The organism is Desulfogranum marinum (assembly GCF_963675105.2).
Classification (GTDB): domain Bacteria; phylum Desulfobacterota; class Desulfobulbia; order Desulfobulbales; family Desulfobulbaceae; genus Desulfogranum; species Desulfogranum marinum.
In genome coordinates, this window is record NZ_CAXXRO010000005.1 from 585,741 (window position 1) to 601,351 (window position 15,611).

Genomic DNA, 15,611 nt, shown 5'->3' on the forward strand with positions numbered 1-15,611 from the left:
TGTAATGAAAAAATAATCCTCGGAATATCAGATATATGCCTGTGGTTGTTTTTTCATTATGCCTCGACCTTGAACGGAAATTCTAGTAAATCAACAGACTCAACTATAAATAGATATTGTTGTTAGGATTCTGTCGGGTGAGAGTCTTAAACTATAGGGTTGTGTACCGTAACCAGCTTGGTCCCGTCAGGAAATGTCGCCTCGACCTGTACGTCACCGATCATCTCCGCGACCCCCTCCATTACCTGCTCGCTGGTCAAAACTTCGCGGCCTTCATGCATCAGCTCTTCAACAGTCTTGCCGTCTCTTGCACCTTCAAGTATGGCCGCACTTATCAGAGCGATTGCCTCTGGATGATTGAGTTTTACTCCCCTTGCCAGCCGTCTTTCTGCAAGCAGGGCTGCGGTGAATAACAGGAGTTTGTCTTTTTCTCTTGGTGTCAGATGCATTATTTACCTCTCTCCATGATTTCGTTGTGTGAAAAAACAGGGATCACTCTCTTTGATACGATTAAAGACGTCGTGCAGGGTAACCTGGTCACGTCGCCCAGATCCTTGGCGGGGTTGCTTCCCGTCCCAGTATGTGAGGTCGCACATGTTTCCATGCCATTAGAAACAGTTCTCCGGCTTGAACGGTGCTGGTGCCAAGATAGCGGACAATCAGCATGTCATCAAGGAGGGTTGCAGCCCAAAGATCCTGTTGAGAGTGAGCCAAGCGCTCCCTGAGTGACTCTAAGAGTGAGTTGTCGGCACCAGTGGCCACAAACGATCCGACAACCGGCTTGTTCTGCAGGAAAGCAGCCTGGAATGGCTTTTTTTTCTTGGTAATATTGAGCGCTTCCAGCAGCAGCGGTTTTTTATTTCTGTATATGTTTAATCGTATTTCAGCCTGCCCCTGCTCAAAATCCTTCCCGTTCACCGGTAAGCCGAGACAGTGTATTTCCCAGCCGATAAAAGTTGCCGTATCTTCCAGGTGTACAGTGGTTTGCAAACGTGCTCTAGCGTCAGGGTAGTAGATTGTTTCTTGGGGCAGCCATTCAAGTGAAGTGCCTGCACATAGCTTGAAGTACTGGTTCTGCGCAGCCTGCCTGCCGTTGGTACGGTAAAACTTTGTTGCACCGGGGGTCGTGACCAGGAGTTGCCCTTTATTGTGGGTGGTTATGTTGAGTTCCAGGTGGTCACCACCGACAATCCCGGCAGGTGGATGTAGCAGATAAAGGTGGCAGAGTGATCCTTCGGGGTAGAAAGGGCTTTGTACTGTGAGCGGCCCTTTTTGCCTGCTTTTGCTGATGATGCTTTTTTTCCCTTTTTTGCTGATTTCAAGATTGAGAGAGGCGTGCCACCCGCTGTTATGGGTACCGTTCTGGCAAATCGGCACCTCTTTTTGCGTAGTAAGAAGCATCGTTTTATACCGTGAGGTATTCCTTGACCATATGCTCATTGAGCTGTGATATCGCTCCGGATTCTACGCAACGTCCCCTGTCCATGATGAAAAAATTATCTGCGACCATCCTCGCAAAAGGGAGTTTTTGCTCAACCAGCAGTACGGTCAAACCAAATTCCTTGTTAATTTTTTTTATGATCTGTCCTATTTCCTGAACAATATTTGGTTGAATCCCTTCGGTGGGCTCGTCGAGGATTAAGAGGTCTGGACGAAGAACCAGTGCTCGGCCGATGGCAAGTTGCTGTTGCTGTCCTCCGGAAAGATCCCCACCTCTTCTGCCAAGCATTTCTTGCAGCACGGGAAAGAGCTGGAAGACGAGTTCCGGTATTTCCTTGGTATCGCTTCTGGTTGCACCGAGTCCGATGCGGAGGTTTTCTTCAACCGTGAGTAGTGGGAATATCTGGCGGCCTTGGGGTACATAACCAATGCCGGAGCGAGCCCGGAGTTCAGCGGCCTGTTTGGTTAGTTCCTGTTCCTGGTAAAGGATTGATCCAGAGCAAATGGGAAGTAATCCCATTATGCATTCAAGCAACGTTGTTTTGCCGACACCATTTCTTCCCATGAGTACGGTGCAACTGCCGGATTCAATATCGACGGTCAAGTCCCAGAGTGTATGGCTTTCTCCGTAATACTGGTTGAGCTTGTTAATGGAAAGCATGTAGCTGTTATCCTCCAAGGTAGACTTCGATTACCTTTTGATTATTTTGAATGTCGTCCATGTTGCCTTCGGCCAGAACACTTCCCTGATGGAGTACTGTAACTTTTTGGGCAATGGAACGGATAAAATCCATATCATGCTCAACTACAACTACGGAATGCTCCCCGGCAAGATTATGAAGGAGTTCTGCCGTACGATCCATCTCCTGATGGGTCATGCCCGCGACCGGCTCATCGATGAGGACCAGCTTGGGATTCTGCATAAGGAGCATCCCGATCTCAAGCCATTGTTTCTGGCCGTGTGAGAGGGCTCCTGCTTGGATTTTTGCTTGCTCTACCAGACCAATCAACATCAGTGCTTCAGCTATTCTGTCTTGCTGCTCACTGGAAAGCTTTGCGCCAAGAGTAGCCATAATACCCTTGTTGCCGGCCATGGCAAGTTCAAGGTTTTCGTACGTCGTATGATTTTCAAAGACAGTTGGTTTTTGAAATTTTCGGCCAATACCGGCAGCGGCAATTTCCGGTTCATCAAGTTTCAGCAGGTTGATATTTTGACCAAACCATGCAGACCCGGTATCAGGGGTTGTTTTTCCGGTAATGATATCCATCATGGTGGTCTTGCCTGCACCATTCGGTCCGATAATACAGCGAAGTTCACCGTCGTCAATATAGAGATTCAAATCATTAATGGCTTTGAAGCCGTCAAAGCTGACACTGATTCCCTCAAGGTAGAGTATGACCCCTCGATCAAGATCAAGAGAAGGGGGGACTTCCGGCTTGAGGAATTCAAATACTTCGTTTCGGCTAAAAACAGGATGCATGGATTCAAGCGTGGCCATCATCTTGCCTCCTTCTTTTTGAAAAGTGCTGTGATCCCGCCGGAAATGCCTTGCGGAAGAAAAAGCGTGACAAGAATAAAAAGGGCACCTAAACCGAACAGCCAGGCATCCGGAAATGCAGCAGTAAGATAACTTTTAGCATAGTTGACCACCAGTGCTCCGGCAACAGCTCCGTAAAGCGTTGCGCGGCCGCCCACAGCCACCCATATAACAATCTCGATGGAATTAAGGGGGGAAAATTCGGTGGGGTTGATAATGCCTACCTGTGGTACATACAGTGCTCCAGCGATACCGGCAAGAACGGCGGAAAAGGTAAAGATAAAGAGCTTGGCATGTTCAACTCTGTAGCCGAGAAAGCGTACGCGCGATTCCTGGTCGCGAATAGCGGTGCAGACGCGGCCAAGCTTGGATTGGGTGATGTAGCGGCAACTGATATATCCTAAAATTAATGCGATTGCAGAGGCCATAAATAACCCGGCTTTGGTGGCATCGTTTTGCAGCGAAAAACCAAGAATGTCTTTGAAGTCGGTTAAGCCGTTGTTGCCGCCGAATCCCATTTCATTTCTGAAAAAAGCAAGGAGGAGCGCATAGGTCATGGCCTGGGTGATAATGGACAGATATACACCCGTAACTCTCGATTTAAAGGCAAACCAGCCGAAAATAAAGGCCAGCGCCGCCGGGGCCAGCATGACCATGAGCATGGCAAAGGCAAACCAGTTAAATCCATGCCAGAACCATGGCAGTTCCTGCCAATTCAAGAAGACCATAAAGTCAGGGAGCAGGGGGTTGCCGTAGACGCCTCGATCGCCAATCTGTCGCATCAGGTACATGCCCATTGCATAACCGCCAAGGCCGAAAAAAGCACCATGGCCGAGGCTGAGGATACCGAGGTATCCCCAAACCAGATCCACTGAGAGTGCCAGTAAGGCATAGCAGAGGTATTTTCCCAGCAAGGTCATGGTAAAGGTGGAAATATGGAAGGTGTGACCTTCCGGAAACACCTGATTGCATGCCGGTATGATCACGGCCATAAGCGTGAGCAAGGTAAGCATGACCATGCCGACTTTGTCTCTGTAGAGTGATTTGATTATCGACATGACTTACTCCGCAGCTCGGCCCTTTTGCGGGAAAAGACCCTGGGGACGTTTCTGGATAAAAAGGATAATGAAAATAAGAATGATAATTTTTGCGAGAACAGCACCGATCCACGGTTCCAGAAATTTATTGGCTATACCAAGGGATAAGCCGCCAACAAGTGTTCCCCACAGATTGCCAACACCGCCGAATACAACGACCATAAATGAGTCGATTATATATGCCTGACCGAGGTTTGGGCCGACATTGGTCAACTGAGAAAGTGCGACACCGGCGATACCTGCAATGCCGGACCCAAGGCCGAAGGTAAGGGCGTCAACCCGGGCTGCTTTAACGCCCATGGCCCGGGCCATGTTTCTATTTTGAGCGACTGCCCGTACATTAAGGCCAAGTGAGCTTTTTTTCAGGAGGACGAACAGACCTGCAAAAACAATCATGGCAAAGAGGAAAATGGTTACCCTGTTGGTTGTCAGCGAAAGGAGCGGGTTGATAACCAGCGAGCCGCTCATCCAGTCGGGAGTGGCGACGCTTCGGTTCAGCGGTGAAAATATTGAACGTACGGTTTGTTGCAGGACCAGGCTAATCCCAAAGGTGGCCAGCAGTGTTTCCAGGGGGCGTCCATAGAGAAAGCGAATCACAGACTTTTCGATCAGGATGCCTGTTAAGCCCGATACGCAAAAGGCTGCCGGTATGGAGAGGGCCAGGGCAAGACCAATGTAATTGGGCATGAGCTGTTGGAGTACGTAGGTGGTATAGGCACCCAGCATAATCAGTTCGCCATGGGCCATGTTGATCACGCCGATGACGCCGAAGGTTATGGCTAAACCTATGGCTGCTAACACTAGTACTGAGCCTAGGCTCAGGCCGAAAAATAATGTTTCCAGTCGCGCATACCATGTTGATTTGGCTTCGATTACCTTTAACGCGACTTCAGCCTTTTTGAGGACAATCGGATCATTCTCTTTTTCAATCAGCGCCTGGATAGCATTTTTAACAACCGGGTTCAGGTTGCCGGCAATCAACGCCAGGGAAGCCAGTCGTTGTTGAGGGTCCTGGTGGTGCAGCCCTGCTACCGCAAGAGTGGATGTCAGCGCTTCCCGTACTTCCGGGTCCTGCTCTGTTAGTAAGCTTTTTTTCAGTAAGGTTATCAGCTCAGGGTTTAATCCTGTCAGAATTTCCTCTGCTGCCGCCAATCGTTGTTTTGGATCAGGGTGCTGGAGGTTCAATCCTGCCAGAACACTTTTTAAAACCCCGCGCAGCTTATTGTTGATGGTGATCTTTTTGAGTTTTCTTTTTTTTATAAGCCCGAGGTCTTCTCCTGATATGAAATCGGTAACTGAATACGTTGATCCGTCGGGCTCGCCGTAGACAAGGGTTTTTTCTTTTTTTACAAAAAAAAGTTTGCCTGCATATACGGCCTGGAGGGTCTTGATGGCTAACGGGTCGCCGCTGTTACCGATCATGTGAATAGCCTGCTCTTTTTCAGTGAAACTCTTGCTTGCCAGGAGTTGAACTCCTTGCTCGAATTCCGCTGATTGAGTGGCACCAAAGGCAACTGACGTGGAGAGTATCGGTAGGCAGAAAAGTAAACCCGTTATGATAAATTGGAGGACCGTATTCATGGCTTATTTGGTGGTTGAGGATACTCAGAGTACTCCCCGGAAAGTATGTAAATTTCCGGGGAGAGGAGGGAAAATTTTAGTTTGTACCCGAGCACTTGGCGGTCACCACATTGTATGCACCGCAGGAAAGAGGCTTACGCCAGTCGGAGATCAGGTCTTTTGAACCTTCCAGGTAATCAGACCATGCGTCACCAACCTCAAGCCCGGAGGTTTGCCAGACAATCTCGAATTGCCCGTCATCTTGAATTTCACCGATAAGTACGGGCTTGGTGATATGGTGATTGGGCATCATTGCCGAGTAACCACCGGAGAGGTTGGGAACAGTGACGCCGATTATCGCGTCTTGAACGGCTTCAGCATCGGTTGTACCGGCCTTTTCTACTGCTTTCACCCACATGTTGAAACCGATATAATGTGCTTCCATGGGATCGTTGGTTACGCGGTTTTCACTTTTGATGAATTTTTGCCAGCTCTCAATGAATGCGTCGTTTACTTCGCTGTCAACGCTCATGAAGTAGTTCCAGGCCGCAAGATGGCCGACCAGAGGTTTGGTGTCGATACCTGAGAGTTCTTCTTCGCCGACGGAGAATGCGACAACCGGAATATTGTCGGCAGTGATGCCCTGATTGCCGAGTTCTTTGTAAAAGGGCACATTGGCATCACCATTAATGGTTGAAACCACTGCGGTTTTCTTGCCTTCGGAACCGAATTTTTTAATATCAGCAACGATAGACTGCCAATCAGAGTGTCCGAACGGAGTATAGTTGATCATGATATCGGCAGCTGCAACCCCTTTTGCCTTAAGGTAGGCTTCGAGGATCTTGTTGGTCGTTCGCGGATAAACATAGTCAGTGCCTGCAAGTACCCAGCGTTTGACACCGATCTCGGTCATCAAGTAATCCACCGCAGGGATAGCCTGTTGGTTCGGCGCAGCGCCTGTGTAAAAAACGTTTCTCGAGGACTCTTCACCTTCGTACTGTACCGGGTAAAACAGCAGACTGTTTTGTTCTTCGAAAACCGGAAGAACCGATTTTCTGGACACGGACGTCCAGCAACCGAATGTCGCTACGACCTTTTCCTTCTCGATAAGCTCTTTGGCTTTTTCAGCAAAAAGAGGCCAGTTGGATGCAGGATCGACAACAACGGCTTCAAGTTTTTTGCCCAGAACGCCACCTTTTTTGTTTTGCTCATCAATCAGCATGAGCATCGTGTCTTTGAGGGTAGTTTCACTAATAGCCATGGTGCCTGAAAGGGAATGCAGTATGCCGACTTTGATGGTGTCGGCAGCCATTGCTGAAGCTGAAATCGTCACGGCAAGAGCCGTCATGCCAAGCGCTGTGGTCACCTTTTTCTTGAGTTTCATTTTTGTCCTCTTGTGTAAAATTTTTTGTAGAGAAATCTTCAAGCCTATCAAGATTGTTGCAATTATCGTTTGTATACCAAGAAGCGTGCCATGCTGCTTGCGAGAGGGAAAAGTCTGCGTACTGCTGTACTTAAAAGGCTGATAGTCCGATTATTTGTTTTCTTTAAATGGGTTGGCGCTAAAAGGGTTGATCAGTGACGGATCGGCTTAATGTACATTTTTGTTATATAAAAATTAGTTATTTATAAAAATATGACTGTTATGTATTTTTTTAGAAAAGCATGCTTGGCCCGGATTTCTCATCAATAAAGTTTTTCGCAGGGCAAGGCACAAACCACGCAGTTGTAGTAAACTGCCGCAAGTGGTTTGTAACGTAGAGCCTGCTGAAAAATCTGTTGACCCGAAGGGGGAGCTTTTTGATTTAAAACGAAAAACAGACAGTTCATTGTGCAATTTGCTTTTAAGTAATAATATCAAGCAATTGATGTTGAAATCAAAAAGGTAATGAGAAGTTCGGGTTAGAGGCGGGGGTAACTTGGGTGGGTTCGTGCTGGTGATGAGTGGTTTTGTATATGGAGGCGTGTTTTTTGCCTAGAATTTATTATGCGGCATCTTGAATAAAAGCCATTAAGCCATTATTCAAGATGGCCTATAATCGTATTCGGTTCGGCTTTATGGTGCATCGGCGGGCGGGCCCCCGGCTATTTTCTCTCGTCACAGGATATAGACCGTAAGTTTGGACAGGTAATGACATCATCTTTCCCGTCCCATGCTCCGAGGTAAGGAGTAAGCCGTTCATCTGTAAATCCTTGGATCGACATGCCGTCAACCCGTATGAGTGGGCGTTTGATGAGTATCGGATTTTCGATCATGAGGGTAACCGCTTCATCGTGTTGTAAGTTTTCAGGGACTATTTCTCCTTTCTTAATCGCAGGTGCGGTATGGTTCATGATTAAAGATGGCTCCTTTTCAGTAATAAAAGGGGCTAATTCCTCTCGACTCCAGGGGTGTTCAAGTATATTTATACATTCAAGATCATTACCGGCCTCGATCAGAATATTTTTTTGTTTTTCGCCGTTAATGCAGCCGGGTTTTTCAAAAAATTGGATAAAAGTCATATGATTGCCTCTTGTTGTTACAGGTAGTACGATGGGGTTCCCATACTGTCAATCTGTGTGTGATTCAACCACTTCGTTCAAGCTCCCATGCCAGCTACAAGCACCGCAGTAAATTTTGTGTGTGTCAATAACCAGGTCGCTAATAGTGCCGGTGGCCAATTGGATAAACTCTACCGTACGCTCAAGTGTAACTTGAAAAATTATTTTCGGACCTGTTTTTGAGACCAGAAAATATTTTGATCCGCAACTGGGGCAGATATATTGAGCCATGATTATGTTCCTCAGATTACCCGTAATTGATTACAGTGATGGCTGGTGGTCTAGTTATGTTAAGCAAACCTTGATCCATCTTCGCCTGAAAAATATTTTGTTATGCAAAATCATTTGGTTATCTGTGGTGAGTCGACATCTGGTGGCCAGGAAAGAGGGCTGACTGCTTGGTGTGATTCCTACAAAAAAGAAGTAAAAGCGACAGAATCGGCACATTGAGTCGACAGTATTTTTTATGATAAAAGAAGTGTGTTAAGACTGCTAGCGTGGATGATGAACGCTTGATACTGTTAACAGATTGTTTTTGTTTATATATGTCTCTGTTTATGCGCATAATACGACCGGTATTGTCTTCCCTGGTTTCCAGTGTATATGTTGTTGCCATGTCGATTCTGCTGGTCTGTCCGGTGAGTGGTGGCCAAAATACAAGTTGGATTCTTATAGACACCAAAGCGCTTACCTTGAAAGTCATGCAAGGTGACAAGGAAGCGGTTACCTTTACAGATATCGCAATTGGTCGTTATGGGGCGGATACTGATAGAAGAAGAGGTGATAACACTACCCCTCTGGGGCATTTTACCATTGCCTGGATAACTGAGGATACGTCCTTCCATCGCTTTTTTGGCTTTCGCTATCCCAGTCAAGAATATGCAGAACGTGCCTTTCTTGCAGGGTATCTTGATAAAAAGACATGGAACGTAATCCGCCGGGCCTTTGCATCAGGGCGTCTTCCTCCTCAGGATACCATTCTTGGCGGCAACCTGGGAATACACGGTATAGGGAAGGGAGATATTCACGTCCATAGGCAATATAATTGGACCAATGGCTGTGTTGCCCTGACCAATGAACAGATTGATCGCCTTACGAAATGGATCAGCATCGGAACTTCGGTTGAAATACGATGAGTCCGCTTTTTTATCTTTCACATAGAAAAAGAATGGCCCGTCTAATCTGCCAGCATTATAGTTAATAGTGTTACGAGGTAAGGGGAACTGCCGGAAATACCATCCCATAAATCCTAACAAGGAGGCTATTCAATCATGAGACACACTATTGCAGTACTTGCGTTGTTCATCGCTATCGGGCTTACAGGTTGTGCTACGACCAAGGATTTAGATGCCGTCAGGCTCCAGGCCCAACAGGCGAACCAGACAGCCGATGCGGCTCTGAAAACTGCAGAAGAGGCGAAGGCTATTGCTCAAGAGGCAAAAACGATTGCGCAAAATGCCAACGCTATGGCCCAGGACGCCGATGCAACTTCTAAAACCACAGAAAGCAAAATCGACCGTATGTTTAAAAAGGCAATGTACAAATAATCTTCCACACTCTTTTTCATTGGAGCCCCTCCACGTAAAGATGGGGCTCTGTCTCGCTTCCGCGCAGAAACCTTTCGCCTTAACTGTAGTGGCCCGTATAATGCTTAAACCGGACACATGCTAAGTAAGCATAAGCCTATCCGGCGTTTTTTATCTGTTTTTAATCCAATTTCCGGTGGAGGCCTCCTCGCGGGTCTGCGATCGCGATACCTGGGCGCGTGTCAGGTTACGAATGGACCGTGACCGCTGCTGACCGATAATGTTGTATGTTCGGTCCGGACATATAGCGGCATTGCCGGAAGTCCATAAACCCTTTCTCCTCAACTGTTCGTTATTGCTTGAAAAATACTACGTGCAAAGTAAGCGTGGACTCCGATGTTAAGTATATGGCTGTGCTTATCTTTCCGACAATGCCTTGGTTTGAAGAAAAAATTACTCAAGCCGACAGGCTCCTGTAATTTGGCAATGTGTACAATAACTAGGGGCGATTTACTTCTTTGGATTTCGATTTCTGCAAATACATCTCACCGTCAGCCATGGCCATGATATCCTGGACATCCTCTCCGGGCTTAATGGTGACTATCCCACAGGCCATACTTACATCAAGAGGTTGCTTTTTCCAAAAAATAGGACGAGTATGCAGTCCTTCGGAAAGCCGGTTTATCAGAACAGATGATGCCTCTGGTTTCGTGTTTGATAAAATGAGGCCAAACTCGTCACCGCCGAGCCTGCCAACGACATCAGTTTCGCGGACCGACTCCACCAATCTTTTGGAAAACTCATGCAGAACATAGTCTCCAGCCTGGTGACCATAATTGTCATTTATCGTTTTGAAATTATTAAGGTCAATATAGACCAGGCTCGCTTTTCCATGATATCTTTCTATTGATGCTTGAATTTTTGTCAGTTCTCGCACAAATGCTCTGCGATTATAGATAGGCAGCAGCGGATCCTGGTCCGCTATCTGTTTTTCCGCAGCAAGACGTTTCTTTACATCATCTAGCTCTCTACGCAGATTGTCTACTTCCTGCATGAGAGCTAGAAGCGCTTCGCGAACTTTTGGCGTAAATTCGGCTTCAGGTATACCCATTATCGATGTGGTATCACTTACTGTTCGACGAGGGGTAGTCGCGGCGTCAGAATAGGCTTTCGCCGCATTAGCGGGAGATGTTTGGGGCGAAACGGTGCCGATGGGGCTGTGGATTGTAGATTTGGTTTTCATTGCTGAATTAGACTGATAGCTGGTTAACGGTTCTAAAGTCAGGGCTTTTTTTGAGGTGAAAAAACAGGATTTTGTCGGCAACCTGCATTGTTGTTCTTCATCAGGCTAGGAGCACTGGTTATGCCATCATGCAATGAATTAACAGACCACTACTTGATGCCAAGCAATTTTTTTAACCGGCTGAATATGCAGAAGCTTTTTCATCTGGAATCATCAGCTTAACTTGTAGTATATGTCAATTTTCATAATACAGTATAAAATTTTCTAACTGTAGCGGCTCGCAATTAAGGGGAGTAGAGGGAATCCTGCCCCTGACAGTTCTCCAGTTTATATTTTTCCTGTTCTCCATCTCAGCAAGTTCACAACCTTTTAGTTGTTGTTCTCGCTTAATGTGGGGCCAAATCAAACTTGATTACGGGCCTGCGCGCTTATCTTTGCGGACCGATCCACTTAACCTTGTTCAAAACTCATAACCACTTGAGACGAAAACGGTGATAGGAACCGGCATGCCGTTTTGCTCCTGCAATGCTTTTTTTATGGTTTTTACATCCAATATTGCGTCCATATTTTCGATTTCCGTCAGTATCATTTCATAGGCCATGCAGATCAGGTTCGTGTTTTTTTCCTGGTCTTCATCCATCAATGGGTGAACTTCCATAAACAGAGTATTGTTTTGCCAGCCGAGCTTGATTGGCTGGTTCACAATCTGCACCATGGTCTGGACTGGTATAATAGAAAAAAGTTCTTCAATGTCTTCCGGATACATCCGTACGCAGCCATGGGTCACCCGCATCCCCACTCCAAAGGGCTTGTTGGTACTGTGGATCAGGTAACCAGGGATGCTCAAGCGCAGTGCATAACTTCCAAGAGGGTTGTCAGGGCCGGGTAAAACCACATCCGGCAGCGGGTCTTCACCGTCAGCGATGGCCTCTAGCTTAAGAGATTCGGGTGGGCGCCAAACCGGATCTTTGTCCTTTTTTACAATCCAACCTTTTCCCAACGGGGTTGTCCAGTCCATCCGTCCCACACTTACCGGATAGGATGCCACCATTGGCTTTTTATCCTGTTCGCTTTTGTGATAATAATAGAGTCGCATCTCGGGCAGGTTGAGCACGATTCCTTTACGGGCGGCACGAGGTAAAATAAACATGCCTGGCAGGGTGACGTCTGTTCCTTCTCCCGGCATCCAGCGATCTACGTCCGGATTGGCAAGCAGGATTTCTTCCTGCCCCAGATCAAACTGACGGGCGATATCAAGCAAGGTCTCCTGAGCGAGCGATTTGACAGCAATCTTCGACCCAACAAGGTCGACACCTTCGGCCGGCAATGGAAAAGTCGTCGCCTGTGCAGAGAATACACTTGTCAAAACACCAAGCAGCAGTGCAAAAGGCATTTTATGTAACCATATAGCACTGTTTAAAGCTGAAAAAATAGCCATCGCTGAAAGGTTGTCGTGTGATAAATTTGATGAGATAATAAATAAATTTTTCGATAGGGAATAATCTGCAAAGAGAAAACAAAATGAACAAAAGAGTTAACTCTCCATTTCTCTTCTCCGGGCAGTCTATATTGTAAGAAAGGTAACAAGACTGGAATTTGGAAGTCAACAGCTTTAACATGTCGGAACCCAGGCCTTGCGGAGTAAATAGCTTGGGATATCCGCGTAATTTTATAGAAAATCAATGCTCGGAGGTAAATGCTGACTCCGATATCGGGCCTGTGGTGAGCGTGATGTCTTGAAAACAGCGTCAGAAGATAACATGAGAATAATAAATGACTTGTTTGTTAATAAAAATGATTAATTTAATGAAAACGAAGTGGCTGAAAGAGCAAATTCGTCAATCGAAGGTTTAGTACACAAAATGTTTAAGGAGGAATTGTGGAGTTGCAAAAAGAATTTGACAAGCTGGTCCAAAAGGTGAAGCAGGAGCGAGATCAAGTAAAAGTGAAGATGCATCTTGCCTCAATGGATGCCAAGAAAGAGTATGAGGAGGCAGAAAAAAAATGGGGTCAAGTGAAAGTCAAGGCCTCTGAAATAGCCGACGATACCATTGAAACTTCAGAAGAGGTAATCGCCAAAGCCAAGATTGTGGGTGAAGAGCTGAAGGAAACCTACCACCGTATTTCCAAACGCTTATCAAAATAGACGGTAGCTGGTATCGGGAGCGAAAAGTGTGCTTCCTTGCGGCAGGGGAGGCACCTTTTTAATCTGAAGCTATTTTGTGTGTGGTAGCTTCTTAACAGTGAAACCAGGACATTACGGAGTCTGCGCTTACCTTTTTCCCCTCGATCCGTCCGGTACAGGGTGGATAAGCACAGCGTATCAATGCGGCATACGGTCCCTGGAATTAGTGGATGTTCTATACGTGTCCACCCTCGCAGTGAAGGGTTCCCTTTTATCTTTCTAGGTTGAAAGACCGCATAAGAACTCTTTCAGTACACTGAAATTTTTAAGGTCCATTAGGGCAATGGGGGGCTCTTATTGGTCAAGTTCACGGATACGAATAGGGTATTTTTTAAACTTTTCCTTCCACCGTGCGCTTAAGAGTGATTTTAACTTGGTTTTGGCCGCATTCGCTTCTTCTTTGCTGCTGTAAAGAGAAAAAATTTCGTTTTGAGGATAGACTGTTTGGATATCCTCCCAAACATTGGGTGCTTTTTTTGCTTCAAGAATAAATAAAACCGTACTCATTGGAACTGTCCTGTACCTCCCTGGCGGCAGAATGAATATGCTTTATTGCCTATTGGTTATAAATGATGCTACTTTGTATGGGGGCGGGCGATATTATAAAAATTGAGGTGGAAAAAGCAAGTCACAGCAAGTGATTTGATGAGATTTAATGCTTTGTTGATGTCCTTTGTAGGTGTAGTTCTATGGTTGGTTGTGCTTCTGGACGGACACTGGATGGTTGCAATCTTTTTTGTGGTACTACCTAGCAGATATCCCTTTGCCTAGGCCATCGCTGCTTTTTGATATTTACTGGAGAGCTCTCCTGCCTTCTGCGCATGAAATTACTAAGGTGACTGAAGCTATTAACGGAAAGATCTGAACAAACTAATCTGCCAGCTTTGAATGTAACCAATGAGTCTGCCTGGGCTGGTGAGGCTGGTAAAGGCTTTGCCGTTGTTGCCGACGAGATTAAGGAGTCGGCTAATCAGACTCGCAGGCCGCCCAGGATATCCGCAGCAGGATTGATGGCATCCAGTCAGCAAACAGATAGGTCGGTGGCTGAAGGGGGAAGACGAGAGGGTGTTCCACTTAGGGTGTTTTGGTAGAAAAGTGAATCTTATGTATATTTCTACCAAAACACTTTAGCTGTACCATCGTTTTGACTACGGAAAAACAGGCGTTTACTGGGGGTATTTCAGCCGCAGCCGGTACCTGTCCCCGCGCACGAACCATCGGCACATGGATTTCTCCCTTTCAGCCTCTCGGTAGCTTTGCCCTCGTAAACAACCCGCAACCCTTCTTCAATAAATCCAGATGCTTCAACCGGTTTTATTCCGGCCTTACTCATGATTTCTGCAGGTGTATCGCCAACCCCGCTGACCAATACCGCGCGACAATCACCAAGTATTTTCGCGAGTTGGTGCCAGCGTTTTATACCGCCGCCAGCCTCCGCAGCAGGACGGTCTTCCACCTTCTTGTACTGCTTACCATCTGTCTCCCATATCTGAAACGATTTTGCTTCGCCCAGGTGTTGGTTAATGAGAATGCCTTCAAGGGTGCCGACCGCAACATAAGGGCGCTTGTGAGCAGGCATTGGCTTTAAGGTTGAGCAGGCTGAGAGGCAGCTCCTGAACTCTTCGGTTTTGTCATCATCTAAAAGGCCTACCGCGTCTGCTCGGCACCTGGTGCAATGGCGCATCTGTGGGAGGTACTGCTCTGCCATGGAGCGAATCGATGCCATGGTTTTTTTGTCAGGCTGTGGCAGATGCCCAAAAGGGGTGTTTACATTGGGGAACATGGCGATGCAGTTGAGCAGGTCAACCCCTAGTTCCTCCATTTTTTGCGCTATCTCCTCAATGTGATGGTCGTTGACACTGGGGATAACAATGGAGTTTACTTTTACTGTTATATCATGCGCTTTCAATTTTTTTATTGCTTCGATCTGCCGAGAAAGAAGCACTTCGGCAGCCTGTTTGCCGCGGTATACAATATTTCCGTCCTTGACCCATGAATATACTTCTTTTCCTACCTCCGGGTCGACCGCACAAACGGTAATGGTAACATGGCTGACCCCTATTACTGCCAACTCTTCAATGTAGGGGCCTATATTCATGCCGTTTGATGACAGGCAGAGAATCATGTCCGGATGATTTTTTCTTATCATTCGCATGGTTCCCATGGTTTCCTCAGGATTGGCAAAAGGGTCGCCTGGGCCGGCGATACCGGCCACCGTAATCCGTGGCTCCTTTTCGAGGACCTGCTGCATGTACACTCCAGCTTGCTCCGGAGAGAGGACACTACTGGTAACTCCTGGGCGGGACTCGTTGACGCAGTCGTACTTGCGATCACAAAAATTGCATTTAATATTGCACTTTGGGGCAACAGGAAGATGTACTCGACCAAATTGCCCTTTTACCTCTGCATTGAAACAGGGGTGGCGATGATAATCTTTGGTTATAATCTTTTTCATGTCTTCTCCCTTTGTAAGCGGGAAAC

General features: G+C 46.7%; 17 protein-coding genes. 4 read left to right on the forward strand and 13 right to left on the reverse strand.

Annotated elements, in window-relative coordinates; all coding sequences use genetic code 11:
• Positions 1–146 precede the first annotated feature (146 nt).
• The 9 genes from ACHZCY_RS23110 to ACHZCY_RS23150 form a co-directional block, all read right to left on the reverse strand.
• Positions 147–449 carry an urease subunit gamma gene (locus ACHZCY_RS23110; RefSeq protein ID WP_205220735.1) on the reverse strand — a complete coding sequence of 101 codons (303 nt, stop codon included), beginning with the start codon at positions 447–449 and terminating at the stop codon, positions 147–149.
• Positions 450–537: 88 nt separating this feature from the next.
• Positions 538–1,401, reverse strand: coding sequence for an urease accessory protein UreD (locus ACHZCY_RS23115; RefSeq protein WP_319550558.1), 864 nt, complete (start codon positions 1,399–1,401; stop codon positions 538–540).
• A 4-nt stretch (positions 1,402–1,405) separates the two neighbouring features.
• The gene (gene urtE, locus ACHZCY_RS23120; protein WP_319550559.1) at positions 1,406–2,101 is read right to left on the reverse strand and encodes an urea ABC transporter ATP-binding subunit UrtE; all 696 of its coding nucleotides are present in this window, start codon (positions 2,099–2,101) and stop codon (positions 1,406–1,408) included.
• 7 nt (positions 2,102–2,108) lie between these two features.
• Positions 2,109–2,939 (reverse strand): urea ABC transporter ATP-binding protein UrtD, encoded by an 831-nt coding sequence (gene urtD, locus ACHZCY_RS23125; protein ID WP_369125031.1) that lies wholly within the window; start codon positions 2,937–2,939, stop codon positions 2,109–2,111.
• Positions 2,939–4,036, reverse strand: coding sequence for an urea ABC transporter permease subunit UrtC (gene urtC / locus ACHZCY_RS23130; RefSeq protein ID WP_205220732.1), 1,098 nt, complete (start codon positions 4,034–4,036; stop codon positions 2,939–2,941). The genes urtD and urtC overlap by 1 nt, the downstream gene beginning before the upstream one ends.
• A 3-nt stretch (positions 4,037–4,039) precedes the next feature.
• Positions 4,040–5,656, reverse strand: a complete 1,617-nt coding sequence (gene urtB / locus ACHZCY_RS23135) for an urea ABC transporter permease subunit UrtB (RefSeq protein WP_319550560.1) — start codon at positions 5,654–5,656, stop codon at positions 4,040–4,042.
• A 76-nt stretch (positions 5,657–5,732) separates the two neighbouring features.
• Positions 5,733–7,019 (reverse strand): urea ABC transporter substrate-binding protein, encoded by a 1,287-nt coding sequence (urtA, locus tag ACHZCY_RS23140; RefSeq protein WP_205220730.1) that lies wholly within the window; start codon positions 7,017–7,019, stop codon positions 5,733–5,735.
• 701 nt (positions 7,020–7,720) lie between these two features.
• Entirely contained in the window at positions 7,721–8,137 is a 417-nt protein-coding gene (locus ACHZCY_RS23145) for an ArsC/Spx/MgsR family protein (RefSeq protein ID WP_205220729.1), read from the reverse strand.
• Positions 8,138–8,185: 48 nt separating this feature from the next.
• Positions 8,186–8,407: a hypothetical protein gene (locus ACHZCY_RS23150; RefSeq protein ID WP_319550561.1), complete on the reverse strand. Its 222-nt coding sequence runs from the start codon at positions 8,405–8,407 to the stop codon at positions 8,186–8,188.
• A 326-nt stretch (positions 8,408–8,733) separates the two neighbouring features.
• Here ACHZCY_RS23150 and ACHZCY_RS23155 point away from each other — a divergent pair, with 326 nt between their 5' ends.
• The gene (locus ACHZCY_RS23155; RefSeq protein WP_205220727.1) at positions 8,734–9,312 is read left to right on the forward strand and encodes a L,D-transpeptidase family protein; all 579 of its coding nucleotides are present in this window, start codon (positions 8,734–8,736) and stop codon (positions 9,310–9,312) included.
• A 135-nt stretch (positions 9,313–9,447) separates the two neighbouring features.
• A complete protein-coding gene (locus tag ACHZCY_RS23160) occupies positions 9,448–9,723 on the forward strand; it encodes an Lpp/OprI family alanine-zipper lipoprotein (protein WP_205220726.1) in 276 nt (91 codons plus the stop codon).
• Between the two features lie 478 nt (positions 9,724–10,201).
• On the opposite strand, the gene ACHZCY_RS23165 is transcribed toward ACHZCY_RS23160, so the two are convergent.
• Positions 10,202–10,945, reverse strand: a complete 744-nt coding sequence (locus ACHZCY_RS23165) for a GGDEF domain-containing protein (protein ID WP_205220725.1) — start codon at positions 10,943–10,945, stop codon at positions 10,202–10,204.
• Positions 10,946–11,405: 460 nt separating this feature from the next.
• A complete protein-coding gene (locus tag ACHZCY_RS23170; RefSeq protein WP_319550562.1) occupies positions 11,406–12,338 on the reverse strand; it encodes a L,D-transpeptidase family protein in 933 nt (310 codons plus the stop codon).
• 486 nt (positions 12,339–12,824) lie between these two features.
• On the opposite strand from ACHZCY_RS23170, the gene ACHZCY_RS23175 reads away from it, so the two are divergent.
• The gene (locus tag ACHZCY_RS23175) at positions 12,825–13,091 is read left to right on the forward strand and encodes a hypothetical protein (RefSeq protein WP_205220723.1); all 267 of its coding nucleotides are present in this window, start codon (positions 12,825–12,827) and stop codon (positions 13,089–13,091) included.
• Positions 13,092–13,424: 333 nt separating this feature from the next.
• On the opposite strand, the gene ACHZCY_RS23180 is transcribed toward ACHZCY_RS23175, so the two are convergent.
• Positions 13,425–13,637 (reverse strand): hypothetical protein, encoded by a 213-nt coding sequence (locus ACHZCY_RS23180; protein ID WP_319550563.1) that lies wholly within the window; start codon positions 13,635–13,637, stop codon positions 13,425–13,427.
• A 377-nt stretch (positions 13,638–14,014) separates the two neighbouring features.
• On the opposite strand from ACHZCY_RS23180, the gene ACHZCY_RS23185 reads away from it, so the two are divergent.
• Complete coding sequence (locus ACHZCY_RS23185) at positions 14,015–14,221, forward strand: hypothetical protein (RefSeq protein WP_319550564.1); 207 nt, start codon at positions 14,015–14,017, stop codon at positions 14,219–14,221.
• 89 nt (positions 14,222–14,310) lie between these two features.
• Here the strand turns inward: ACHZCY_RS23185 and ACHZCY_RS23190 are convergent, their stop codons facing one another.
• Complete coding sequence (locus ACHZCY_RS23190; protein WP_319550565.1) at positions 14,311–15,585, reverse strand: NifB/NifX family molybdenum-iron cluster-binding protein; 1,275 nt, start codon at positions 15,583–15,585, stop codon at positions 14,311–14,313.
• Positions 15,586–15,611 lie beyond the last annotated feature (26 nt).

Bases quoted from the DNA above. Each gene is read 5' to 3' on its own strand.
- ACHZCY_RS23110 (WP_205220735.1), bottom strand. From the start codon at position 449: ATGCATCTGACACCAAGAGAAAAAGACAAACTCCTGTTATTCACCGCA.
- ACHZCY_RS23115 (WP_319550558.1), bottom strand. From the start codon at position 1,401: ATGCTTCTTACTACGCAAAAAGAGGTGCCGATTTGCCAGAACGGTACC.
- urtE (WP_319550559.1), bottom strand. From the start codon at position 2,101: ATGCTTTCCATTAACAAGCTCAACCAGTATTACGGAGAAAGCCATACA.
- urtD (WP_369125031.1), bottom strand. From the start codon at position 2,939: ATGGCCACGCTTGAATCCATGCATCCTGTTTTTAGCCGAAACGAAGTA.
- urtC (WP_205220732.1), bottom strand. From the start codon at position 4,036: ATGTCGATAATCAAATCACTCTACAGAGACAAAGTCGGCATGGTCATG.
- urtB (WP_319550560.1), bottom strand. From the start codon at position 5,656: ATGAATACGGTCCTCCAATTTATCATAACGGGTTTACTTTTCTGCCTA.
- urtA (WP_205220730.1), bottom strand. From the start codon at position 7,019: ATGAAACTCAAGAAAAAGGTGACCACAGCGCTTGGCATGACGGCTCTT.
- ACHZCY_RS23145 (WP_205220729.1), bottom strand. From the start codon at position 8,137: ATGACTTTTATCCAATTTTTTGAAAAACCCGGCTGCATTAACGGCGAA.
- ACHZCY_RS23150 (WP_319550561.1), bottom strand. From the start codon at position 8,407: ATGGCTCAATATATCTGCCCCAGTTGCGGATCAAAATATTTTCTGGTC.
- ACHZCY_RS23155 (WP_205220727.1), top strand. From the start codon at position 8,734: ATGCGCATAATACGACCGGTATTGTCTTCCCTGGTTTCCAGTGTATAT.
- ACHZCY_RS23160 (WP_205220726.1), top strand. From the start codon at position 9,448: ATGAGACACACTATTGCAGTACTTGCGTTGTTCATCGCTATCGGGCTT.
- ACHZCY_RS23165 (WP_205220725.1), bottom strand. From the start codon at position 10,945: ATGAAAACCAAATCTACAATCCACAGCCCCATCGGCACCGTTTCGCCC.
- ACHZCY_RS23170 (WP_319550562.1), bottom strand. From the start codon at position 12,338: ATGCCTTTTGCACTGCTGCTTGGTGTTTTGACAAGTGTATTCTCTGCA.
- ACHZCY_RS23180 (WP_319550563.1), bottom strand. From the start codon at position 13,637: ATGAGTACGGTTTTATTTATTCTTGAAGCAAAAAAAGCACCCAATGTT.
- ACHZCY_RS23190 (WP_319550565.1), bottom strand. From the start codon at position 15,585: ATGAAAAAGATTATAACCAAAGATTATCATCGCCACCCCTGTTTCAAT.